The organism is Pseudorhodoplanes sp. (assembly GCF_035565855.1).
GTDB lineage: Bacteria > Pseudomonadota > Alphaproteobacteria > Rhizobiales > Xanthobacteraceae > Pseudorhodoplanes.
Window position 1 is genome coordinate 1 of record NZ_DATMRX010000135.1, and the last position, 22,364, is coordinate 22,364.

Genomic DNA, 22,364 nt, shown 5'->3' on the forward strand with positions numbered 1-22,364 from the left:
GAGGTGGTTATTCTCAGTGTGAGGCACGCGGCGCGTCAGTGGCCTTGGGAAGATTAAACCGCCCTTTATCCTTCGAGACGCGCCCTTCGGTCGCTCCTCAGGATGAGGGCTGAGAGAGGCTCGCGTGTCGCTCTGGGTCCCTGCTTTCGCGGGGACGAACGCGAATTAGAGAGGCCGGCGCGACTCCACAGCCGGCTTGTCCGCTGCGCTGCGCGCCGGTGTCGCGCTGCACGCGGTGCCGCGTGCACCAATGCTTAATCGTAATCGCCGTAGGAGACCCCTCGCGACAACAAAAAGCTGCAAGGAAGGAAACGGACCATGTGTGACCAATGCCTCCAGAAGACCGCGAGCCGCCGCGCCGTGATGTTGGCCGGCGCTGGCTTGCTGGCCGCGACGCAATTCGGCGGCCGGGCGCAAGCGCAGCCGGCGAGGGCGGCCGCGACGCCCGACGAGGCCCTGAAGCTCCTTGAGGCCGGTAACGCCCGCTACGTCGCCAATCAACCGCAGCAGCGCGACTTTTCCGCCGGGCGCGCCGCGCGGACGCAGGGCCAGGCGCCGTTCGCCGCGATCCTCGGCTGCGCGGATTCCCGCGTCGCGCCGGAACTGGCGTTCGATCAAAATCCCGGCGATCTGTTCGTCGTTCGCGTCGCGGGAAATTTCGTCACGCCCGATGGTCTCGGCAGCCTCGAATATGGTGCGGCGGTTCTCGGCACGAAGCTGATCATGGTTCTGGGCCACAACAGCTGTGGCGCGGTGAATGCCACGGTCGAGGCGCTGCAGAAGGGCAATACGCTGCCCGGTCATATTGCGGATCTCGTCAGGGCGATGAAGCCCGGCATCGAGCCGACATTGAAGAACGCGGGTAGCGATCTCGCGCAACGCGCCGTCGTCGCCAATGTGCAGTACAATGTCGAGCGGCTGAAAACGGCAACGCCGATCCTGGCCGACATGGTCACCAAGGGTCAGATTCGCGTGGTGGGTGGCGTTTATGATCTCGCCACCGGGAAAGTGGGTCTGGTCTAGCTGTCCGCGACAGGCGCAGGTCTGGCGTGTAAAAGGCGCTGCGCGCCGGACCGGCCCCTTGAAGAACGCAAGATCGAGACTCCCATGACCGACGAGACCCGCGACAGCAACGGCAACATCCTCAAGGACGGCGACTCCGTCACGCTGATCAAGGACCTGAAGGTCAAGGGCACGTCGGAGACGCTCAAGCGCGGCACGCTGGTCAAGAACATCCGCCTCACCGGCGATCCGGGCGAGATCGAGTGCAACACCAGGCAGGTGAAGGGCCTCGTCCTGAAGACGGAATTCCTGAAGAAGGCGTGAGCCGGGGCCCGCGCGGCCCTCATCCTTCGAGCCGCGCCCTCCGGTCACTCCTTCAGGATGAGGGCGGAACACACAACGCTTCGCCAAACGACGCACTGAGCGCAAGAAAGCCCTGAGCCGGGCAATCCGGCACAAGACCAGATCGGCTCCCAAGGTGTTCTACCTGCTGTAGAGAGCAGCGGAGCCGGCGCCCTGGAAGCGCCCGGTCAGTCGCTGCTGGAACTCCCGGTGCGCCGTTTGAGCGATCCGCCGGGCGACAGTGGCGAGGCTTGCATGGCTCAGACACCCGCGTCCTTGCGCTCCAATCTCGGCTCGTTCGCGCTGATCGGTATCGTCATTGCGGTGCTCGCCGGCGCCTTCGCCTATACGGCGGGCTTTCTCTCGCCGGGACGTCTGACGCCGAAAAAGGTGGTCGCGGCCTTCGCCCCCGCGAGTGGCCCGGCGCTCGGGCATCGGCGCAACCACGCCAAGGGCATTTGCTTCACCGGTGTGTTCGAATCGAACGGCGACGGCGCTGCGCTGTCGCGCGCGGCAGTCTTCGACCGCGGCCAATACCCCGTGCTCGGCAGATTCAATCTCGGCACGGCGGACCCGAACGCCGCGGATTCCACCGTGCGGGTGCGCGGCATCGGCTTGCAGATCGCGACCCCGGAGGGCGCCGTCTGGCGCAGCGCGATGATCAATGCCCCGGTCTTTCCGGTATCGACGCCGCAGGCCTTCTACGGATTATTGGAAGCCAGCAAGACTCCCGAGGCGATGAAAGCGTTCCAGGCCGCGCATCCGGAGCTTGCGGGCTTCGGCGCATGGGCCGGCCGCAAGGACTGGACCTCGAGCTATGCCGAGGAGCCCTATCACAGCCTGAACGCCTTCGTGTTCGTGAATGCCGCGGGCCATGAACAGCCAGTGCGCTGGGCGCTGATCCCCGCAGCGCCCGCGGTGACGGTCTCGCCGGATGAACTTGCCGAACGCGGGCCGAATTATCTCGAGCAGGAGATCACAGAGCGCGTTCGTGCCAATCCGCAACGCTGGACGCTCCGGGTCACGCTCGCCGAGCCGGGCGATCCGACATCCGATCCGACCAAGGCATGGCCGCAGGACCGGCGCAATGTCGATGTCGGCACACTCATCGTGCAACAAATCGAAGCCGAGCCGGACGGGCCGTGCCGCGACATCAATTTCGACCCGACCATCCTGCCGCGCGGCATCCAGGTCTCCGACGATCCGTTCCCGGCGGCGCGGTCGGCGGCGTATGCGCGCTCCTATGACCTGCGGACCGCGGAGACGAAGGATTATCCCCGAACCAAGACGGGCACCAGGCCATGACGGAGCGCACCCAAAGCTTCACGCTGTTCCAGCGCGTCCTGCACTGGCTGATGGCGATCTGCATTCTGGCGATGCTGTTTATCGGCGTCGGCATGGTGTCCACCGTCATGCCGAAATACGTGCCGCTCCTCGTCACGCACAAAACGCTCGGCATGGCGATCCTCGTGCTGGCGCTGATCCGCCTCGTCGTGCGGCTGCGCTACGGCGCGCCGCCCTTGCCTGCGGATCTGCCGCAGCCGATGAAGCTTGCGGCGGTGGCCTCGCATTATCTGCTCTATGCGATGTTCATCGGCATCCCGCTGATTGGCTGGGGCATGCTCTCGGCTGCGGATTATCCGATCGTGTTGTATGGCGGCATCCGCGTCCCGGCCATCCTGCCGCAGAGCGACTTTCTGCACACGCTGCTATGGAACGCGCATTTCTATCTCGGCTTCGCGCTGTTCGCGCTGATCCTGATGCATATCGCGGCGGCATTGTTTCACGCGCTGATCCGTCGCGACGGCGTGTTCCAGAGCATGACGTCGCAGCGCTTCGCCTTCCGCACGGAGCCTGAATGAGTGCTGCGGGCCTTGGCCGGTTGACCGGCTTCACGGCCCCTGACGCACGTCGTTGTTGTTGCCGCGGGTGGTGGCCGATGGCGGCTGGATGTCCGTCACGCCGCGCTTGTAGGCCACCTTGTTCTGCGAGCCGTTGACGCTGACCGAATCGACCGCGCCGATCTTCACGATGTTGCCGTCACCCTTGATGTCGAGCGCGTTTGCGGATTCGATGGTGAGCGTGTTGTTCGCGCCATTGAGCGCGATGCTGGCGCAAGGCCCCGTGAAGGTGAAGCTGCCGCCGCTGGCATTGACAGCGACCTTCTTCTCCTTGCCGCAATCATGCGTCGCGTTCGTGACGTCCGCGTAGGTCCGGTCGGGCGCCTCACCGCACGCCGTCAGTGTCAGCAATGCAAACAGGGGCCAGGCTTGGCGTGTCATGCGCGGTCCCCACGCGTTGGCCAGAGCAGGGGCAGCATGTGCTCCAGCAATCCGACTTCCTCGACATTATGCTTGAGCCAGGCGCGGCCCATCGCTTCTGGAAAAATGAAGCGATGCACCACAGGATTGACGATGTGACACAGCCCGGGCACGCCGATGCCGATCCGCAGCATCGAAACGTAGCGCGTGCCGCCATTCGCCGCGATGAAATCGTGATGCAGCCGCGTCACCTCGATGCCGGCGCGCGTGCCGACCAATGTGAGGCCGTCGTCATCGAGCTGCGTCACCGTTTCGGTCGCATCGACATAGAAATCCGGATTGCGGCCGAACGCCTCGACGATGCGAAATTTGCATCCGGGACCCGCGCCGCCACCGGACGCGGGAGCTGCGAGTTCCCAATGGATATGGTCGAACGGATGCCAGACGAGATAGCGGTTCATGCGCACGCCCGCGACATCCATCTCGCCGCCGATGTTGCGGAACCACCAGGCGACCATCGCCGGCGTGATGCCGCGCAGCAGATCATGGCGGATGCGCATCACCATGCGCCCGCATTCGTCATAATCGAGCGAGGTCTGCGCGCTCTCGAGCGGTTTCAGCGGCCAGGGCAGGTCGCGCGGCGGCGGAAGGGACAGGCGCAGCATCGGCACCTCCGCGATGGACGTCCGCGACTATAGAGGACGCGCAAGCGCTACGAGTGAGCACGCGAAGTTTTGATCGATGAACGCTCTGCTTGTGAAGCGCGAAAGCGCAGGACTGTCGATGCAACTATCATGAGAGCCGGGTTGATCGCCTTCGCGTTCGGCTGGCCCTCATGGTTCGTCGGGGTTGTGGTCGAATGGACGATGCCGGTCCCGATCGGGGTAACCATCGGACAGCCTCGCGGTTTACGGCGGATTGGCTGTGGCTTAAATAGCGGGCCAGCGTCCCGCGAGCCGCCTGACCCGCATCCGGTCGGCGTGCCCGGCACGAATTAACCGCACCAGCCGATGGCTCATCGTCCCGCTTGTCCGAATTGCGCGCGCAAGATGATCCCGATCTCACCGCCGGATCGGGACGCCGATGGCCGCCGTCATGACGTCTATCGTTGCGACGATTGCGGGGTGATGTTTTCCGAGCGGCCCGCTGCCCGCAAGCCGGCGGCCGACCGCGCGCTGGATCTGAATTTCGGAACCGACGACGTTTTGCATTGAGGCGACAGGCCGCGCGACATCGCGCGATCCAATCGGCCGGACACCACGCCGCAAAAAATAAATGGGCCCGGGCTGGCGCTCCCGGGCCCATTCGCGCCGACAGATCGGGGACGCTGATCTGCCGCGCTATCCGCGTCGCCTTGCGGACTAACGAAAGACGTAAACGATGCGCCGTGTCGCAGGATCCACGAGGACCGGCGTGTTGTTCACGTAGGTGTACTGATAGCGATAGTCGGGCACGTTATTCAGCACGATGGTCTGCGGCACCGTCGCGCCGACCACGACTTCGCCGGGGTAAGGATAAGAGGGCAGCACATTCGCGGTCACATAAGCGCCGACCAGAGCCGGTGGCGTTATCGGTGTCATGGTGGCGAGCGGATCGGTGCCGATGGCGCCCGCGCCCGGACCGCCGGGCCCGACCACTGTGGGAATCGGCCCCATCACCGGCGGAGGTGGCGGCGGCGGGAAGGCCACGACTTCGGGCCGATAGGTCGGCGCCACGGCGACGGTGGGCGGCGGGTTGTAGGTGATGACGGGAATGCCTGCGACATGCGCCGGCTCGCGCACCACGATGGTGCCGCTGCCGGCTTTCAGCGACATGTATTGCGAATACGACCAGCCGATCTGGCCGCGATAATCGATCTGGCACCACAAGCTGCCTTCGATGCAGCCGAGGATGCGCGCCTGTTGATGCGCCTTGATCAAACCGATGACGGGTTGTTCGGGCCCGGGGCCGGACCGGATGTTGAGATCGGTGGTCGCGGTGCCCGTGGTCTGCGCGTGCGCCGCACCTGCCATCGATAATGAAAATAAAATAGCTGAGACAAATACGCGTTTCATGACCGCCCCTGTTTATGCCCTCGGACAATTGCCGTGCGCATTAACGAACGCGGCGAGGCTTGTTTCAAATCACAGCAATGGGACCTTCATCAAAGCGCCGTGATGCCAAAGCCAAAGGCGGATGACGTTTCCGTCATCCGCCTTTGCATGTGGAATGTCGATTGGCGACAGATGTGCGCGATCAGCGATAGACGTAGACGATGCGCCGCGATGCGGCATCGACCAGCACCGGATAGTCGTTCACATATGCGTAGTGGTAACGCGAGCCCGGTACCGGCACGATGTCGATTTCTTCGGGGATTGCAGCGCCGACCATAAGGCTTCCTTCCAGCCACACGGTTTCCAGCGGGTTCATGCTGATATAGGTCCGCACTGACCGCGGCGGCACATAACCCCGCGGCGGCGTGGTTGCAGCGTAGATGACCTCACGTGGCGGCGTCAGACGGCCCACGAATTCACGCGGGGCGACAGCATTTGTCTCGACAACTGTGGTCGTCATCGGCGCGCGATAGGTGACCGCCGGAGCCGGTGCCTGATAGGTCACCGTCGGCGCCTGATAGGTCACGGGCGGTGGCGGAGTCGTCGCCGCATAAACCGGCGGCGGAGCAGGCTGGTAGGTTGGCGCCGGCACCGCAACCGGAACGGGGACCGGTACCGCGACCGGCTGCAACACGGGGACCGGCAGCGTCGGCTGCGTTATGACCGGTTGCGGCGCAGCGACGACGGCGCGGGGCGCAACATCGTACTCGGGGGCTTGCAGAACGGCGACCGGGCTACCCGACATCACCATGTATTGAGAATAGGCCCACCCGGTTCGGCCGCGCAGATCGACCTGACACCAGCGGCTGCCCTCGATGCAGCCAAGCACCGTGGTGCGGCGATTTTCGCGGAGCATTCCGATCACGGGATATTGAGGATCCGGACCCGAGCGGATGTTGAGGTCCGTGGTCGCGGTGCCGATCGTCTGGGCGTGTGCTGCACTGAGCATCGCAGCGGAGAAAACAGCGGCGGTAATGGATATGCGCGTCATGACAGTCCTCGCATCTCTGGGCTGAGGTCTGCGACAGAACGCAGGGCGCCGATACTTCGTTCCGGTGCGATGCAGCAGGAGCGATTTGCCGGTTCCACAACGACCCGGTAACGTTAAGGCCGCGCTTACATGCTCGGGGGGAGTATCCAATGCTGCGTATCGCGATTGCCTGTGTCGCTCTGATTGTCTCCGCGTCGCTTGCGAGTGCCCAAACGCCGGCCGACAGCCGTCTCAAGCGCATCTCGGATACCAAGACGATCAAGCTCGGCTACCGCGCGGCGGCGGCGCCGTTCTCCTTTGTCCATCCCCAGACCAAGGAGCCGGTCGGCTACACCGTCGATCTGTGCCGCCTCGCGGTCGACGCGATCGGCAAGTCCTTGAACACGCAGCTCAAAATCGAATGGGTCGAGGTCACGACGCAGAATCGCTTCGACATGGTCGCGCAGGGCAAGGCCGACATGGAGTGCGGTTCGTCGACCATCACGCTGACGCGCATGAAGCAGGTCGATTTCTCCCTCATCACCTTTGTCGAGAGCACCGGACTGGTGGTGCGCGCCAATACCGGCCTCACCAAAGCCGGTGATCTGAACGGCCAGAAGATCGCGGTCGCGGCGAACACCACGAATGAAGCGGCGTTGTCCGGACTTCTGAAGCAAGGAAAGCTGAAGTTCACTCTGGTACCTGTGAAGGACCGCGATGCCGGGATCGCAGCCTTGGAAAAGGGCGAGGTTGACGGCTATGCCAGCGACAAATTGCTGCTGGTCGGGGCGCGCTTCCAGGATGCCAAGGCGCTCACGATGCTGCCGGACGACCTGTCGCTCGAGCCTTATGCGATCGTGCTGCCGCGCGGCGACTGGGCCTTGCGCCTGGCGGTGAATTCGGCGCTCGCGGAGGTGTTCCGGTCGGGCGCCATCTTCAGTGTCTTCGGCAAGTGGTTCGATCAGATCAAGCTGAAGCCTGGTCCGGTCCTGCTCGCCGTGTTCTCACTCGGTGCGCTGCCGCAATAACAAGTCTGACGATTCATTCACCATCGTTCATCAAAGCGTGATTCCTGCTCAGGTTTCTAAACGCTCGCGCGTGTTATGTTTCTTTCAGATGCGCTGAGGAATGCGCCGCTCGGCTCCTTGGCCTTGGCGCAGCGTGAGGAGATCATCATGCGTAAGATGTCGTTGACGTTGATCGCCGCCGCGAGCATCGCGGCTGCGACATTCACCTTCCCGACGCAAGCCGATGCCCGATGCCACGGATGCTGGGTTGGCGCCGGAATCGCCGCTGGCGTACTCGGCGCGGCGACAATCGCCAATGCGGGCTATTATTATCCGCCGGCCTATTACGGCGGCTATTACCCCGCTTATTACGGCGGCTACGGATATTACGGCGGCTACGGATACGCGCCGCGCTATTACGGATATTACGCGCCGCGCTATTACGCGCCGCGCTACTATCCGCGCTACGGTTACGGCTATTACCGGCCATATCGGTACTGGTAACGCCTGGCTTGCTGGCTGCGCGCTTGGAACGACGAAACGCGCAGCCGCTTATCGGATGGGTGGAAGTTTCCAAACAGGAGAGGAGTCACTATGCGTAGGTTTCTGACGATCGCTGTTGTAGCCGCGGGCCTGGCCGTCGCGGCTGTCGCCATGCCGACCAGCGCGGAAGCGCGCTTCGACAAGGGCCTCGCTGCGCCCGACGCGAGCAACGCGCAACAGGTGCAGTACTATTATTACGGCTATCGGCCGCGCTATTACCGGCCGTATCGCTACTACGCGCCGCGTTATTATGCGCCGCGCTACTATGCGCCGCGCTATCGCTACTATTACTAGGATACTCGCCCGCGCGGGCGACTGAACTGAAGAAGCGGCATGTCCGGGTTCCCGGCCATGCCGCTTTTTCTTTTACGCTGATCGCGATTCGTCCTCTCCAAAGCAAAGTTCATCGACTCGGTTGCCAGCGCCGCACTCATGCGTAGTCTTGATGCGCGGAAACCTGGACGCTTCAGCGCGGCGGTGAAGGGGCAAGCATGACTGCAATCAGCGACGGCGAAGCCGAGCGACGCGCCGGCCATGGCCAGCCCGAACTGAAACGGGTCATGGGCCCTTGGCTGCTGCTGCTGTTTATCGTTGGCGACATTCTCGGCACCGGCATCTACGCGCTTACCGGACAGGTCGCCAATCTCGTCGGCGGCGCGGTGTGGCTGCCGTTTCTCGTCGCCTTCTTTGTCGCGCTTCTGACCGCGTTGTCCTATCTCGAACTCGTCACCAAATATCCGCGCGCCGCCGGAGCCGCGCTCTATACGCATCGCGCCTTCGGCATCCATGTCCTCACCTTCATCGTGGCCTTTGCCGTGATGTGCAGCGGCATCACCTCGGCATCGACCGCTTCGCGCGCCTTCGCCGCGAATTTCGTGCACACGTTCGGAATGGATCCCGGCGGGACTGTCGGCGTCACGCTGATCGGCCTCGCCTTCATGGCGGTGGTCGGTCTCATCAATTTTCGCGGTGTCGGCGAGAGCGTGAAGACCAACATGGTCCTCACCTGTATCGAGCTGACCGGTCTCCTCATCATCATCTTTATCGGGCTGTGGGCGATCGGGCTCGGCCAGGGCGACGTGTCGCGCGCGCTCGAGTTCAAGACCGCGCCGGATACGAGTTTCATCTGGCCGGTGATCGCGGCGACGACGCTCGCGTTCTACGCCATGGTCGGGTTCGAGGATTCGGTGAACATGGCGGAGGAGACCAAGGACCCGACCCGGATCTTTCCGAAGATCCTCCTGGCCGGTCTCTTCCTCACGGCGACCGTCTATGTGCTGGTCTCGATTTCGGCGGTGACGCTCGTGCCGCCGCACGAACTCAGCCAGGGCGAGACGCCGCTTCTGAAAGTGGTGCAGGCCGGCGCGCCGAATTTCCCCCTCTGGATCTTCGGCTTCATCACCATGTTCGCCGTCGCCAATTCCGCGCTGATCAACATGCTGATGGCGAGTCGCCTGGTCTATGGCATGGGCCGCGAGCACGTACTGCCGGGCGCGTTCGGCCTCGTGCATCGCTCGCGGCATACGCCTTATGTCGCGATCGTCTTCACGACGCTCCTGGCCTTTCTGCTCATCACCTTCGTCGGCGAAATCCCCGCACTCGGCGGCACCACGGCCTTACTGCTGCTCTGCGTCTTTACGGTGGTGAATATCGCGGTGCTGGTGCTGCGCAAGGATAATGTGAAGCACAAGCATTTCCGCACGCCGACATTCGTGCCGGTGCTGGGCGCGCTGACATGCGCCTTCCTGGTCGGTCCCTGGACCGGCCGCGATGCGCAGCAATATCGCATCGCCGGCGTTCTGATCGCGATTGGTATCGTGCTGTGGGGCGTCACCATCCTGATCAACCGCGCGACTGGCGTGAAGCCGGCCGCGCCGCTGATGGACGAGATCGGCGGCGACGGTCCGAAGAACTGAGCCTCGACTAGGCGCCGCGGGGTGTGAGGTTGGTCTCTCTGCTCCGCTCAGCGCACGCGGAAGCCTCCGCCGCCGCCATGACCGCCGGCGCCGCGGAATCGCCCGCCGCCGCCACCGAAATTGCCGCCGCGGAATTGTCCGCCGCCCATCCGAATGACGCCGCCGCGTGGGGCAGCGGCGATGCGCGGCGCAGCATGTTGCGGGACACGGCCGGCTTCGCGGGTGACGCGCGGTGGGGTCCGTGGATTGATGGCGCGGGCATCGCGGCGCGGATTGGCGAGTTTCGGCAGGTCGCGCTTGCCGCGAGTGTCGCGGATTTTATCGCCGCCCTTCGTATGCGAACCGGGCTTCGACGTGCCGCGATCGCCGGTCGGATAGTCGGGTTTGGTCGGCTTATGGCCATCGGTCTTGTCGGTGCCGCGGTCTCCCGGCGGGCGGCGGCCGGGATAGGGATCACGTGTCCGAATGGGATCCTTGATGCGCGGGGGAATGACGGGGATCACCGGCACGACGACCGGTCCGCCCGGCACGATGACCGGTCCCTGCGGAACGACAGGCACCAAAGGCGCGACCGGTGTGATCGGGCCGGTGGGTGCCGGACCTCCAGGTGCAACAGGGATAGAGGCGCGGGTGCCGGAAGGCGGCGTAGACGGCGGCACCGACCGATTGTTCGGCGCACCCGGCGTGGTGCAGGGGCATGTCCCGCCCGGAGCCGTGGCCTGAATGAGATTTGCATCCCGCGCGCCACCCAGCACGGATGCCATCGCCAGCCGGTTCTGCGCGCGCTGTTGCAAACGCCGCGCGGTCTCACTCATATCGCTGTTGGGATAGCGCGCGAGAAATGCCGCAAATGCCGCTTCGGTATTGAGCGCGACGGCTTCCTGCCACGCCAGCATCATCAGCCGGCGATCGAATATCGCGCGCAGGTTCGTCGCGAGCGGATTTGTGCCGTAGAGCGCGAGATATTGCTCGTAAACCACGACATCGTCCTCGCGGACCGCGATCGCGAACGCATCGCGCGGCGATGCCGCCTGCAATTCCTTGCGCCACTCTTCAGCGCTTTTCTCCTTGTCCGGCGCCTTCACGGGCGTAGCACCCGGGAAGAACGAGAAAGGCTCAGTGAGCGCCGACACTTCCCACGGCGTCTGTCGTCCGCCGGTCGTGCCATGCACGGCGAGCCGCACGTTTTTCAGCGCCGTTTCGATCGGAAGGCCGGGTTCGCGCGCCGACTTCAGCAGCGCCTGCGCAAACGGTGAATTTGAGCCCGCGCCGTCGTCCGCGGTGTGACCGGGAGAGGTCGAATAGGCGACCAGCGTTCCGGCGGGGGCATTCACCAGGGCCAGTCCGCGCGGCGCGGTTTTTGCGATGTCACCGAATGGATTGTCTCGGCAGGCATCGAGAATGACGATCCGGGTTTTGGCCCGCACGTTTTCCAGCATCGACATCAGATCGCCCATGCGCATTGCTTCGAGCGGGACGTCGGCCTCACGGGCGATGGATGCATCGACCGGGATCAGGAAATTCTCGCCGTCCACCTGAACGCCGTGCCCGGCGAAGTAGATCAGCGCCACCGTGTTGTCGGGCTTGTCGGCGATGCTGGTGGTGAAGAAGCGGATCACCTTGCTCATGCTCGCCTTGTCCAGATCGATCGCCGAGGCGACCTGGAAGCCGGCGTCCTTCAGAAGCGCGGCGACGGCGTTCGCATCGCGGGCCGGGTTGGCGAGCGGACTGACGCTCTTGTACTTGGAATTCCCGATCACCAGCGCGAAGCGATCTTGCGCGAATGCGTCAACCGGAGCGCAGGCGAGCGAGGCTCCTGCAACGGCGCATGCGAGGGCGAGTTGCCTCAGCATTGTCATCCTCCCTGTTCGAGCCGGACGAAAGATTCTGTCCCTGGCGTCATGCCGAACTGGCCGCGACCGTTCCAATCCCAAAGACGAGGACACGGCAAGCGGTCTTGCGGGTTGTCGGTTGGTCGCATGAAGCCGTTCACAGGTTCATGGCCTTGCTTTCATGGCCTTGCTTTCATGGCCTTGGGTTCATGCCCTCGGTTCATGCCCTCGGTTCATGCCTGCCGACAGAATGCCGCCCGCTTCGCCGGCGCGAGCGCACCGCGCTTTCGCCGTTCACGCTGCATCCTGCCCGATCACCAGGGATCAGGCGATCCCTTGCCTCAACGGGGATGCATCTGTCACACGAAGGTGATGACAGATGGAAAGATTCCGGCGGCGGCAATCATCGGTGGCGGTCCGGCCGGGCTGATGGCCGCGGAAGCGCTGGCGCGTGCCAATATCGCGGTCACCGTGTATGAGCGCATGCCCTCGCTCGCGCGGAAATTCCTGATGGCCGGCCGTGGCGGCCTCAACCTGACCCATTCGGAAGAAATGACGCGGTTTCTGTCCCGCTACGGCGAAGCGGAACCGCGTCTGAAGCGTGCGATCGAGGCGCTCCCGCCGGGTGCATTGCGCGCATGGAGCGAGGAACTGGGCCAGCCGACCTTTGTCGGCACCAGCGGGCGCGTCTTTCCGAAGGCGATGAAGGCGTCACCCCTGCTGCGCGCGTGGCTGCGGCGGCTCGATGCCAGGGGCGTGCGCGTTGCGCTGCGCCATCGCTGGACCGGCTGGGACGAGACGGGGGCGCTGACATTCGACACGCCTTCCGGCATCGCCCGCGTCGAGGCGGGCGTCACCGTGCTCGCGCTCGGCGGTGCAAGCTGGCCGCGGCTCGGCTCGGACGGCGGCTGGGCCGGCCTGCTCATGCGCGAAGGCATCGCGGTGTCGCCGTTGCAGCCGTCGAATTGCGGGTTCCGCGTTGCGTGGTCCGAGCCGATGCGCAGCCGCTTCGCCGGGCAGCCGCTGAAGAATATCGCGCTCTCATTCGGCGCCGAGCGCGTGCGCGGCGAGGCGATGATCACTTCTGACGGGATCGAGGGCGGCGCGATCTATGGGCTGTCGGCGCGATTGCGCGACGCGATCGGCCGCGATGGCGCGGCGACGCTGCATATCGACCTTCTCCCCGACACCGCAATCGCGGAGGCTTCGCACAAACTGGCGATGCCGCGCGGCAAGCAATCGTTGTCGAATGCGCTGCGCAAGAGCCTCTCGCTTTCGCCGGTTGCAATCGCTCTCGCGCAGGAGGCAACCAAGGGAAAGCTCGGCGCGCTCGCGCCGGACGCGATGGCGGTCCTGCTGAAAGCTTTGCCGGTCCCGTTGATTGGGGTCGCGCCGATCGATCGCGCGATCTCGACCGCGGGCGGCATTTCATTCGCGGAGATCGACGACGCCTTCATGCTCAGGCGCAAGCCCGGCGTGTTCGTTGCCGGCGAGATGCTGGATTGGGAAGCGCCGACCGGCGGCTATCTCCTGCAGGCCTGCTTTGCGACCGGCCTGGCCGCGGGCGAGGGCGCTTTGCGCTTTCTTGCGTCATTGCGCGAGGGGCATCCGGCATGACCGCGCTCACGGCCTATGCCGGGCTGTTTGCCGTGGCCTTCATCGCGGCGACGATCCTGCCCGCGCAATCCGAAGTGGCGCTGGTGGGGCTCTTGCTGAGCGGACAATTCTCGCCCTGGCTCCTCATCGCGGTTGCGAGCGCGGGGAATATTCTGGGCTCCTGCGTCAACTGGCTGGTCGGCGGTTTTGCGGAACGCTTTCGCGATCGCAAATGGTTTCCGGTCTCGCCGCGGGCGCTCGACAAGGCGCAGGGCTGGTATCACCGCTATGGCCGCTGGTCGTTGCTGCTCAGCTGGGTGCCGGTGATCGGCGATCCGCTCACCGTCGCCGCCGGTTTCCTGCGCGAGCCGTTCTGGTCGTTTCTCATTCTGGTGAGCATCGCCAAGACCGCGCGCTATCTGCTGCTGGTCTTCGGCGCGATGGGCGTGATGAGCTCGGTGGTGTGACGACGTCCTCCACCGTTCATTCCCGCACAAGCGGGAATCCAGAAAGCCCCATGCGATGCATCGCGTTCTGGGTTCCCGCTTTCGGGGGACGATCGGAGGAGAGCTGAGCGCTACGCGCTACCCCTCGATCTCCTCGCGCAGCATTTCGAGCTCCAGCCACTTCTCTTCCGCGGCGGCGAGTTCGGCCTGGGCCTTCGCCATGGCCTCGGTCGCCGCATCGAATGCCTTGCGGTCGCGCGTGTAGAGACTGGGATCGTCGAGCTTCTTCTGCAGCGCGGCGATATCGGCTTCCAGCTTTGCGATCTGCTTCGGCAGATTGTCGAGCGCGTATTTCTCGTTGAACGAGAGCTTCTTCTTCGGCTTCGGCGCGGCAGGCTGTGCGGCAGGCGCAGGCTTCGACTCTTTCGCGGAGGCCGCCCGCGCCGGCTTGGTCGAGGCAATGTCCGCGCCGCGCTGTGCCAGCATATCGGAATAGCCGCCGGCATATTCGTTCCACACGCCGTTGCCTTCCGGCACGATCACCGCGTTCACGACGCGGTCCAGGAAATCGCGGTCGTGGCTGATCAGGATCACCGTGCCGGTATAGTCGGCGAGCGTTTCCTCGAGCACGTCGAGCGTTTCGAGATCGAGATCGTTGGTCGGCTCGTCCAGCACCAGAAGGTTCGAGGGCTTGGCGAGGGCCCGCGCCAGCATCAGCCGTCCGCGCTCCCCGCCTGACAGCGCGCGCAGCGGCGTGCGGATCTGTTCGGGGGTGAACAGGAAGTCCTTCATGTAGCCGACGACGTGCTTCGTCTGTCCGCCGATCGAAACCGTGTCGCCGCGCCCGCCGGTCAGCGCTTCCGACAATGTCCAGTCCGGGTTGAGGCTGTCGCGGTCCTGTTCGAGCGAGGCCATTTCGATATTGGCGCCGAAGCGCACGCTGCCTTCGTCGGGCGCGAGCGTGCCGGTCAGCAGCGAGAGCAGCGTGGTCTTGCCGCTGCCGTTTGGCCCGACAATGCCGATGCGGTCGGCGCGATTGATGCGCGTCGAGAAGTCCTTGACGATCGGCCGCCCGTCATAGGCCTTGCCGATGTTTTTCGCCTCGATCACGAGGGCCCCGGACTTGTCGGCTTCGGCGACGCTGATGCTCGCCTTGCCGACGCTGCCGCGATAGTCGCGCCGCTGCTGCCGCAGCGCCTGCAATTCGCCCATACGGCGCATGTTGCGCTTGCGCCGCGCGGTGACGCCGTAACGCACCCAATGTTCTTCCGCGACGATCTTGCGGTCGAGCTTGTGCTGCTCGCGTTCCTCTTCGGCGAGGATTTCGTCGCGCCGCGTCTCGAAGTCCTTGAACCCGATCTCCAGCCGCCGCGTGCGGCCGCGATCGAGCCATACCGTGATGCGCGACAGCGTTTCGAGAAAACGCCGGTCGTGGCTGATGAGGACCAGCGCGGAGCGGCGGCTTTTCAGCTCGGCTTCCAGCCATTCGATGGTGACGAGGTCGAGATGGTTTGTCGGCTCGTCGAGGAGGAGAATATCCGGGTTCGGCGCCAGCACCCGCGCCAGCGCCGCGCGCCGTGCCTCGCCGCCGGACAGATGCGCGGGGTCTTCCGCGCCGGTCAGGCCGAGCTGCTCGATCAGGTAGCGCGCCTGGTAGGGATCGTCGCCCGGTGCGAGCCCGGCCTCGACATAGGACAGGGTGGTGGCGTGGCCGGAAAAGTCCGGTTCCTGAGGCAGATAGCGGATGGTGGCGCCGGGCTGGACGAAGACGCTGCCGCGGTCCGGCTCGATCATGCCGGCGGCGATCTTCAGGAGCGTCGATTTTCCGGAGCCGTTGCGGCCGACAAGGCAGACGCGCTCGCCCTCCGACACGGAAAGATCGGCCGCTGTCAGGAGCGGGGTGCCGCCGAAGGTGAGCGCAATGTCGCGAAGCTGAATCAGGGGTGCCATGAGGGGAGGCTGTATAGCCGCCGCCGCTGCGCTGCACTACGCCTATTGGCGAGCGTCCGGCCAAGGCCGGCCCGCGTACTCTGCATGTTCCTCCCCCCAGGGGGGAGGGAACAGACTGAGCCGGCGGAAACGCCGTACCGCCCGCGGAAAGGCCGTATCGTAAAGCCGGACCTCCCGTTTGCGCCCTTCAACCCGTCGCGTTCCGTCTCTATCCTCCCCCTCCGGGAGAGAATCGCCAATGGACGTGTTGAACCTGCCGCGGCCGTCATGGATGACGGAAGAGCTGGTGCTGCTCGAAGAGCAGGCGCGCCGCTTCATGGCCGCCGAATATGTCCCCAATATCGAGCGCTGGAACGAGGCCGGCATCTACGACCGCGCGGTCTGGAACAAGACCGGCGAGGCCGGACTGCTCTGCGCCGGTATCCCCGAGGCGTATGGCGGGGCGGGCGGGACCTTCGCGCATGAGGCGGTGATCAACCGCGAATTCGCTCTGTGCGGCTTCGACTCCTTCGGTGCGCCGCTGCATTCCGGCATCGTCGCGCCCTACATCCTGCATTACGGCACCGAGGAGCAGAAAAAGCGCTGGCTGCCCAAGATGGCGACTGGCGAACTCGTCGGCGCCATCGCCATGACCGAACCCGGCACCGGCTCCGACCTGCAGGGCGTGCGAACCAGCGCGAAGAAGTCCGGCAACGGCTATGTGCTGAACGGATCGAAGATCTTCATCACCAACGGCCAGCATGCTGACCTCATCATCGTCGTCGCCAAGACCGATCCGTCGGCGGGCGCAAAAGGCGTGTCCCTGTTCGTGGTCGAGGCGGCCGAAGCCCCCGGCTTCCGGCGCGGGCGCAAGCTGAAGAAGCTTGGCCTCGATTCCTCCGACACCTCGGAATTGTTCTTCGAGGACGTGAAGTTGCCTGCGGAAAGCCTCCTTGGCACCGAGGAGGGCCAGGGCTTCGTCCAGCTGATGCGGGAATTGCCGCAGGAACGCCTGACCGTCGGCATCCATGCGGTGTCGATGATGGAGCGCGCGCTGCGGCTGACCATCGATTACGTCAAGGAGCGGCAGGCCTTCGGCAAGAGAATCATCGATTTCCAGAATACGCAATTCGTGCTGGCGGAATGCAAGACCGATGCGACCGCCGCCAAGGTGTTTCTCGATCATTGCATCGAGCGCCACATCAGGGGCGAGCTCGACACCGTCACCGCATCGATGATCAAATACTGGACGACCGACATGCAGGCAAAAGTGATCGACCGCTGCCTGCAATTGTTCGGCGGCTATGGCTATATGGACGAATATCCGATCTCGCGGATGTATCGCGATGCGCGCGTCCTGCGCATCTACGCCGGCACCAACGAGATCATGAAGTTGCTGATTGCGAGGAGTTTGTGACGCTTACCTCTCCCCGCTGCGCGGGGAGAGGTCGGACCGCGAAGCGGTCCGGGTGAGGGGCCGGCGCAGCGGCGCATTGCACCCGGCTCGCATCTGTCGATGCTCGCCACCCTCTCCCCGCAAGCGGGGAGAGGGAAAAAACGGAGAGACTGTGCAAATGACCGACGCCTTCATCTACGATCATCTTCGTTCTCCGCGCGGGCGCGGCAAGGTGGACGGCTCCCTGCACGAGGTGCAGACGGTCAATCTCGCCGCGCAGGTGCTCAAGGGTGTGCGCGAGCGCAACAATCTCGATCCCGAACTCGTCGACGACGTGGTGATGGGCTGCGTCGATCCGATCGGGGAGGCGGGCGGCGACGTCGCGCGCATCTCCGCGCTGCTGGCGGGTTACGGCGATCATGTGCCCGGCATCCAGATCAACCGCTTCTGCGCATCGGGGCTCGATGCGGTGAATTTCGCCGCGGCCGAAGTGATGAGCGGCCAGCACAACATGACCATTGGCGGCGGCGTGGAATCGATGAGCCGGGTCGGCATCGGCGCCTCGGGCGGCGCCTGGTTCATGGATCCGATGGCGGCGATCCCGACCTATTTCATGCCGCAGGGCATTTCCGCCGATCTGATCGCCACGAAGTATGGCTTCTCGCGCGATGACGTCGACGCCTACGCAGTCGAAAGTCAACGGCGTGCCGCCGAAGCCTGGGCCGACGGACGCTTCAAGAACTCGATCCTTCCGATCAGGGACGTCAACGGAATCACGCTGCTCGATCGCGACGAGCATATGCGTCCGAATACCACGATGCAGTCGCTGGCCTCGCTCAAGCCCTCCTTTGTCGAGATGGGCCAACTCGGTGGATTCGATGCGGTGGCGACGCAGCGCTATCCGGAAGTGGAGGAGATCAATCACGTGCATCATGCCGGCAATTCCTCCGGCATCGTGGACGGCGCCGCGGCCGTGCTGATCGGCAATGCCGAGGCCGGCAAGGCGTCGGGGCTTAAAGCCCGCGCGCGCATCAAGGCGTTCGCCAATATCGGGTCGGAGCCCGGCATCATGCTGACCGGGCCGATCCCGGTGACGCAGAAGGTGCTCAAGAAGGCCGGCATGTCGGAGACCGACATCGACCTCTGGGAGCTGAACGAAGCCTTCGCGTCGGTGGTGCTGCGCTATATGCAGGCGCTCGACATTCCGCACGACAAGATCAACGTCAATGGCGGCGCGATCGCGATGGGCCATCCGCTCGGCGCGACCGGCGCGATGATCCTCGGCATCGTGCTCGACGAGCTCGAGCGGCGCGACCTCAACACCGCGTTGGTGACCTTGTGCATCGGCGCCGGGATGGGCACCGCGACCATCATCGAGCGGGTGTGAAGGCTCAAGGCGATGCCGAAAATCGATGTGTCGAAATGCCCGGTGCGCACCAGCACCATCTATCCCGCGGAATTCGCCAAGGTCACGCACGGTCGCGAAAAGACCGCGCTCGGCAATGCGGCGGGCCTCACGCAATTCGGCGTGAACCTGACGCGGCTGAAGCCCGGTGCAGCGTCGTCGCTGCGGCATTGGCATGAGGGCGAGGACGAGTTTGTCTATGTCCTGGAGGGCGAGGCGACTCTGTGTGAGGACGGTGGCGAGACCATCCTGCGCGCGGGCGAGTGCGCGGGCTTCAAGGCCGGCGTCGCCAACGGCCATTGTCTGGTGAACAGGTCGCAGGCTGATGTTGTTTATCTCGAGATCGGCACCCGCGCCCCGGTCGAACGCTTTCATTATCCCGACATCGACATGATGGGTGATAAGAGCGAAACCGGCGTACGTTTCACACGCAAGAACGGTGAGAGTTATTAGGCTTGTTTTTTTACCCGCGATTGCGGCGCCGTTCCCCTCCCCCCGCGAAGCGGTGGGGAGGGGTTAGGGGTGGGGGGCGATGAATGGCCGGGATTCGCAGTGATCCTCGAACGCCACGTGCAAGGAGCCTTCGCGGTCGGATGACGGATGCGGAAAGGAAGCTGTGGTGGCGGCTGCGGAGCGATTTTCCCGAACTGCATTTTCGGCGACAGGCGCCTGTCGGGCCGTACTTCGCAGACTTCGCATGCCACAAGAGCAGGGTCGTTGTTGAGGTCGATGGCGGTCAGCATATGCTCGCGGATCACGCAGCGAAGGACAGCGCCCGGGAAGCGTATCTCGCGAGGCACGGCTACCGTGTGCTTCGTTTTTGGAACAACGATGTCTTGAAGAATATCGATGGCGTTTTGGCCGCAATCCACGATGAAGTGATGCGCGGTTCGCAAGATGCCCCCCACCCCCGACCCCTCCCCACCGCTTCGCGGGGGGAGGGGAGCCCTCGCGCGGAGTGCTAGAAGATGACGAAGAATTTTTCTGTCAACACCGACGCTGACGGCATCGCGACCATCACCTGGGATGCGCCGGGGCGGTCGATGAATGTCATCGACCTCGCAACGATCCAGGAATTGTCCGAGCTGGTCGAGAAGACGACCGCGGACGACAGGGTGAAAGGCGTCGTCATCACCTCCGGCAAGGACACATTCTGCGCCGGCGCCGATCTCACCTTGCTCAACACCATGCAGGCGACCTTCACCGAGATGGTGAAGACGCAAGGCGAAGAAGCGGCGGCGAAGACGCTGTTCGAGGAAAGCCGCAAGCTATCGCTGCTCTATCGGCGGATCGAAACCTGCGGCAAGCCTTGGGTCGCTGCGATCAATGGCACCGCGCTCGGCGGCGGCTTCGAGCTGTGCCTTGCCTGCCATCATCGCGTCGCGGCCGACAATGACAAGACGCGCGTCGGCCTTCCCGAGATCAAGATCGGCCTGTTTCCCGGCGCCGGCGGCACGACCCGCATCTCGCGCATGATGCTGCCGGCCGATGCGCTGCAATTTCTGGCGAAGGGCGATCAGCTCAAGGTCGCGCGCGCCAAGGGCATGAAGCTGATCGACAATGTGGTGCCGGCGGCCGATCTTCTGAAAGCTGCGAAGGACTGGATCAAGGCCGGCGGCAAGGCGGTCGCGCCCTGGGACGAGAAGGGCTTCAAGAATCCCGGCGGTGCGGTCTGGTCGAAAGCCGGGATGATGGTGTTCTCCCCGGCGAGCGCGCTCTATCGCAAGCAGACCTACGACAATTATCCGGCGGCGCGCGCAATCATGCAGGTGGTGTTCGACGGCCTGCAATTGCCGTTCGATCTCGCGCTCACCGTGGAGTCGCGTTACTTCGCGCATATCCTGCGCTCGAAGGAAGCGGCGGCGATGATCCGCACCTTGTTCGTGTCGATGGGCGAACTGAACAAGGGCGCGCGGCGTCCCGCGAACATCCCGCCGACGAAGCTGACCAGGATCGGCGTGCTCGGCGCGGGCTTCATGGGCGCCGGCATCGCCTATGTCAGCGCGCAGGCCGGGCTCGAAGTGGTGCTGATCGACCGCGACCAGGACTCAGCCGACAGGGGCAAGGCGCTCTCGCACAAGCTGATGACCGAGCAGATCAGCAAGGGGCGCGCCAACACCGCGGCGCGCGACGCGCTGCTGGCGCGCATCACCGCGACGCCGGACTACAATGCACTGAAGGGCTGCGACCTCGTGATCGAGGCCGTGTTCGAGGATCGCAAGGTCAAGGCGGAGGCGACCGCGAAGGCGCAGGCCGTCGTGCCCGATGCGGTGTTCGGCTCCAACACCTCGACGCTGCCGATCACCTCGCTCGCGGAAAACGCCAAGGACCCGGCGAAATTCATCGGCGTCCATTTCTTCTCGCCGGTCGAACGCATGATGCTGGTTGAGGTCATCATGGGCAAGCAGACCGGCGACGAAGCGCTCGCGGTTGCGCTCGACTTCGTGCGCGCCATCCGCAAGACGCCGATCGTGGTCAACGATTCCCGCGGCTTCTACACCTCGCGCGTGGTCGGCACCTATATCCGCGAAGGCCATCTGATGCTGATGGAAGGCGTGCCGGCGGCCATGATCGAGAATGTCGGGCGGATCGCCGGCATGCCGGTCGGCCCGTTGTCGCTGAACGACGAGGTGGCGGTCGATCTCGCCTGGAAGATCCTGAAGGCCACCGAAGCCGATCTCGGCAAGGACGCGGTGGATGCGCGGCAGAAGGCGCTGCTCGAAGCGATGGTCGAAAAGCACGGCCGGCTCGGCCGCAAGAACGGCAAGGGCTTTTACGATTATCCGGAGAAGGGACAGAAGAGCCTGTGGCCCGGCCTCGCCGATCTGCAACAGACGACGCTCGATCCGGACACCATCGACGTGGACGAACTGAAGAAGCGTCTCCTCGTCATCCAGGCGCTGGAAACGGCGCGCTGCTTCGAGGAAGGCGTCCTGACCGATGTGCGCGAGGCCGATGTCGGCTCGATCCTCGGCTTCGGCTTTGCGCCGTTCACCGGCGGCACCTTGTCCTACATCGATTTCATGGGCGTGAAGACATTCGTTTCGCTCTGCGAGGCGCTGGAGAAAAAGCACGGCCCGCGCTTTGCGCCGAATGCGCTGCTCCGCGATCTCGCGGCGAAGGGGGAGACCTTCTACGGCCGCTTCGCAACGGGCAGCGAGAAGGCCGCGGCTTAGTCGAGCTTCGTGTCCCGGGCGCAGCGCAGCGTGAAACGGTGGGCTGCAGAACCGGGACCCATCCTTCCTGCTAAATTGCAGCATGATAAGTTGCGGCATGATAAGTTGAGGCATGGGCCCCGGCTCTGCGGTGCAGTACTTCGTACCGCACCGCGTCCGGGGCGCGAGGCCTCACGCATTACGCCAGACAGGTTGGTTCCGCGCGATTCCCTCCCACGAGGGGAGGGTGAAGACCGGACGGTGTTCGCGTTCCGCCATCAAACCACCTGCGCGATCCGCTCGCAGGCAGCGCGGATCTGCGCCGGATCGCGCGCAAAGCACAGGCGGACAAAGCCTGCGCCGCCATCGCCGAAAGCGGTACCTGGCGCGAGGCCGACCTGCGCCTCGTCGACAAGGCGGCGCGCCAGCGCCTCGCTGTCGGCCTCGCCATCGACCGAAAAGAACAGATAG

Annotated in this window: 23 protein-coding genes; 16 read left to right on the forward strand and 7 right to left on the reverse strand. The window is 64.5% G+C overall.

The features are described from left to right. Positions 1–318 precede the first annotated feature (318 nt). The 4 genes from VN004_RS07585 to VN004_RS07600 all read left to right on the forward strand — a co-directional run bounded on the left by VN004_RS07585 (position 319) and on the right by VN004_RS07600 (position 3,206). Positions 319–1,023: a carbonic anhydrase gene (locus tag VN004_RS07585; protein ID WP_325608580.1), complete on the forward strand. Its 705-nt coding sequence runs from the start codon at positions 319–321 to the stop codon at positions 1,021–1,023. 84 nt (positions 1,024–1,107) lie between these two features. Then, positions 1,108–1,326: an alkylphosphonate utilization protein gene (locus VN004_RS07590; RefSeq protein ID WP_325608582.1), complete on the forward strand. Its 219-nt coding sequence runs from the start codon at positions 1,108–1,110 to the stop codon at positions 1,324–1,326. A 273-nt stretch (positions 1,327–1,599) separates the two neighbouring features. Next, positions 1,600–2,649, forward strand: coding sequence for a catalase family peroxidase (locus tag VN004_RS07595; RefSeq protein ID WP_325608584.1), 1,050 nt, complete (start codon positions 1,600–1,602; stop codon positions 2,647–2,649). Then, positions 2,646–3,206 (forward strand): cytochrome b, encoded by a 561-nt coding sequence (locus VN004_RS07600; protein WP_325608585.1) that lies wholly within the window; start codon positions 2,646–2,648, stop codon positions 3,204–3,206. Before VN004_RS07595 ends, VN004_RS07600 begins: the two co-directional genes overlap by 4 nt. Positions 3,207–3,236: 30 nt before the next feature. Here VN004_RS07600 and VN004_RS07605 read toward each other — a convergent pair whose 3' ends face one another. Then, a complete protein-coding gene (locus VN004_RS07605; RefSeq protein WP_325608586.1) occupies positions 3,237–3,626 on the reverse strand; it encodes a DUF3060 domain-containing protein in 390 nt (129 codons plus the stop codon). Further along, positions 3,623–4,270: a hypothetical protein gene (locus VN004_RS07610; RefSeq protein WP_325608588.1), complete on the reverse strand. Its 648-nt coding sequence runs from the start codon at positions 4,268–4,270 to the stop codon at positions 3,623–3,625. The genes VN004_RS07605 and VN004_RS07610 overlap by 4 nt, the downstream gene beginning before the upstream one ends. Before the next feature lie 345 nt (positions 4,271–4,615). Between VN004_RS07610 and VN004_RS07615 the strand changes: the two genes are divergently transcribed. Further along, a complete protein-coding gene (locus tag VN004_RS07615) occupies positions 4,616–4,819 on the forward strand; it encodes a hypothetical protein (RefSeq protein ID WP_325608590.1) in 204 nt (67 codons plus the stop codon). A gap of 147 nt (positions 4,820–4,966) precedes the next feature. Here the strand turns inward: VN004_RS07615 and VN004_RS07620 are convergent, their stop codons facing one another. Both VN004_RS07620 and VN004_RS07625 read right to left on the reverse strand, forming a co-directional pair. Beyond that, the gene (locus tag VN004_RS07620) at positions 4,967–5,617 is read right to left on the reverse strand and encodes a DUF1236 domain-containing protein (RefSeq protein WP_325608592.1); all 651 of its coding nucleotides are present in this window, start codon (positions 5,615–5,617) and stop codon (positions 4,967–4,969) included. Positions 5,618–5,840: 223 nt separating this feature from the next. Beyond that, positions 5,841–6,689, reverse strand: coding sequence for a DUF1236 domain-containing protein (locus VN004_RS07625; RefSeq protein WP_325608594.1), 849 nt, complete (start codon positions 6,687–6,689; stop codon positions 5,841–5,843). A 149-nt stretch (positions 6,690–6,838) separates the two neighbouring features. On the opposite strand from VN004_RS07625, the gene VN004_RS07630 reads away from it, so the two are divergent. From VN004_RS07630 to VN004_RS07645, 4 genes are all read left to right on the forward strand, one after another. Beyond that, positions 6,839–7,696: an amino acid ABC transporter substrate-binding protein gene (locus tag VN004_RS07630; protein ID WP_325608596.1), complete on the forward strand. Its 858-nt coding sequence runs from the start codon at positions 6,839–6,841 to the stop codon at positions 7,694–7,696. 147 nt (positions 7,697–7,843) lie between these two features. After that, positions 7,844–8,179 (forward strand): hypothetical protein, encoded by a 336-nt coding sequence (locus tag VN004_RS07635; RefSeq protein ID WP_325608598.1) that lies wholly within the window; start codon positions 7,844–7,846, stop codon positions 8,177–8,179. Positions 8,180–8,269: 90 nt separating this feature from the next. Further along, positions 8,270–8,512 carry a hypothetical protein gene (locus tag VN004_RS07640; protein WP_325608600.1) on the forward strand — a complete coding sequence of 81 codons (243 nt, stop codon included), beginning with the start codon at positions 8,270–8,272 and terminating at the stop codon, positions 8,510–8,512. 197 nt (positions 8,513–8,709) lie between these two features. Continuing rightward, positions 8,710–10,134 (forward strand): APC family permease, encoded by a 1,425-nt coding sequence (locus VN004_RS07645; protein WP_325608602.1) that lies wholly within the window; start codon positions 8,710–8,712, stop codon positions 10,132–10,134. Positions 10,135–10,181: 47 nt separating this feature from the next. Here VN004_RS07645 and VN004_RS07650 read toward each other — a convergent pair whose 3' ends face one another. Further along, positions 10,182–11,987 (reverse strand): caspase family protein, encoded by a 1,806-nt coding sequence (locus tag VN004_RS07650; protein ID WP_325608604.1) that lies wholly within the window; start codon positions 11,985–11,987, stop codon positions 10,182–10,184. A gap of 351 nt (positions 11,988–12,338) precedes the next feature. Here VN004_RS07650 and VN004_RS07655 point away from each other — a divergent pair, with 351 nt between their 5' ends. Together VN004_RS07655 and VN004_RS07660 are read left to right on the forward strand one after the other, a co-directional pair. After that, positions 12,339–13,583 (forward strand): TIGR03862 family flavoprotein, encoded by a 1,245-nt coding sequence (locus tag VN004_RS07655; RefSeq protein ID WP_325608606.1) that lies wholly within the window; start codon positions 12,339–12,341, stop codon positions 13,581–13,583. Beyond that, positions 13,580–14,029, forward strand: coding sequence for a YqaA family protein (locus tag VN004_RS07660; protein WP_325608608.1), 450 nt, complete (start codon positions 13,580–13,582; stop codon positions 14,027–14,029). Before VN004_RS07655 ends, VN004_RS07660 begins: the two co-directional genes overlap by 4 nt. Before the next feature lie 117 nt (positions 14,030–14,146). Here the strand turns inward: VN004_RS07660 and VN004_RS07665 are convergent, their stop codons facing one another. Further along, the gene (locus VN004_RS07665) at positions 14,147–15,958 is read right to left on the reverse strand and encodes an ABC-F family ATP-binding cassette domain-containing protein (protein WP_325608610.1); all 1,812 of its coding nucleotides are present in this window, start codon (positions 15,956–15,958) and stop codon (positions 14,147–14,149) included. A gap of 238 nt (positions 15,959–16,196) precedes the next feature. Between VN004_RS07665 and VN004_RS07670 the strand changes: the two genes are divergently transcribed. The 5 genes from VN004_RS07670 (at position 16,197) to VN004_RS07690 (ending at position 21,914) form a co-directional block, all read left to right on the forward strand. Next, positions 16,197–17,354, forward strand: coding sequence for an acyl-CoA dehydrogenase family protein (locus VN004_RS07670; protein WP_325608612.1), 1,158 nt, complete (start codon positions 16,197–16,199; stop codon positions 17,352–17,354). Positions 17,355–17,511: 157 nt separating this feature from the next. Beyond that, on the forward strand, positions 17,512–18,720 hold the full coding sequence (locus VN004_RS07675; RefSeq protein ID WP_325608614.1) for an acetyl-CoA C-acetyltransferase: 1,209 nt from the start codon (positions 17,512–17,514) through the stop codon (positions 18,718–18,720). 12 nt (positions 18,721–18,732) lie between these two features. Next, complete coding sequence (locus VN004_RS07680; protein WP_325608616.1) at positions 18,733–19,191, forward strand: cupin domain-containing protein; 459 nt, start codon at positions 18,733–18,735, stop codon at positions 19,189–19,191. A gap of 140 nt (positions 19,192–19,331) precedes the next feature. Further along, positions 19,332–19,703 (forward strand): endonuclease domain-containing protein, encoded by a 372-nt coding sequence (locus VN004_RS07685; RefSeq protein WP_325608618.1) that lies wholly within the window; start codon positions 19,332–19,334, stop codon positions 19,701–19,703. Positions 19,704–19,706: 3 nt separating this feature from the next. Further along, positions 19,707–21,914 carry a 3-hydroxyacyl-CoA dehydrogenase NAD-binding domain-containing protein gene (locus tag VN004_RS07690; protein ID WP_325608620.1) on the forward strand — a complete coding sequence of 736 codons (2,208 nt, stop codon included), beginning with the start codon at positions 19,707–19,709 and terminating at the stop codon, positions 21,912–21,914. Between the two features lie 257 nt (positions 21,915–22,171). On the opposite strand, the gene VN004_RS07695 is transcribed toward VN004_RS07690, so the two are convergent. After that, a partial coding sequence (locus VN004_RS07695; protein WP_325608622.1) for an aminotransferase class I/II-fold pyridoxal phosphate-dependent enzyme occupies positions 22,172–22,364 on the reverse strand: 193 nt, incomplete at its 5' end.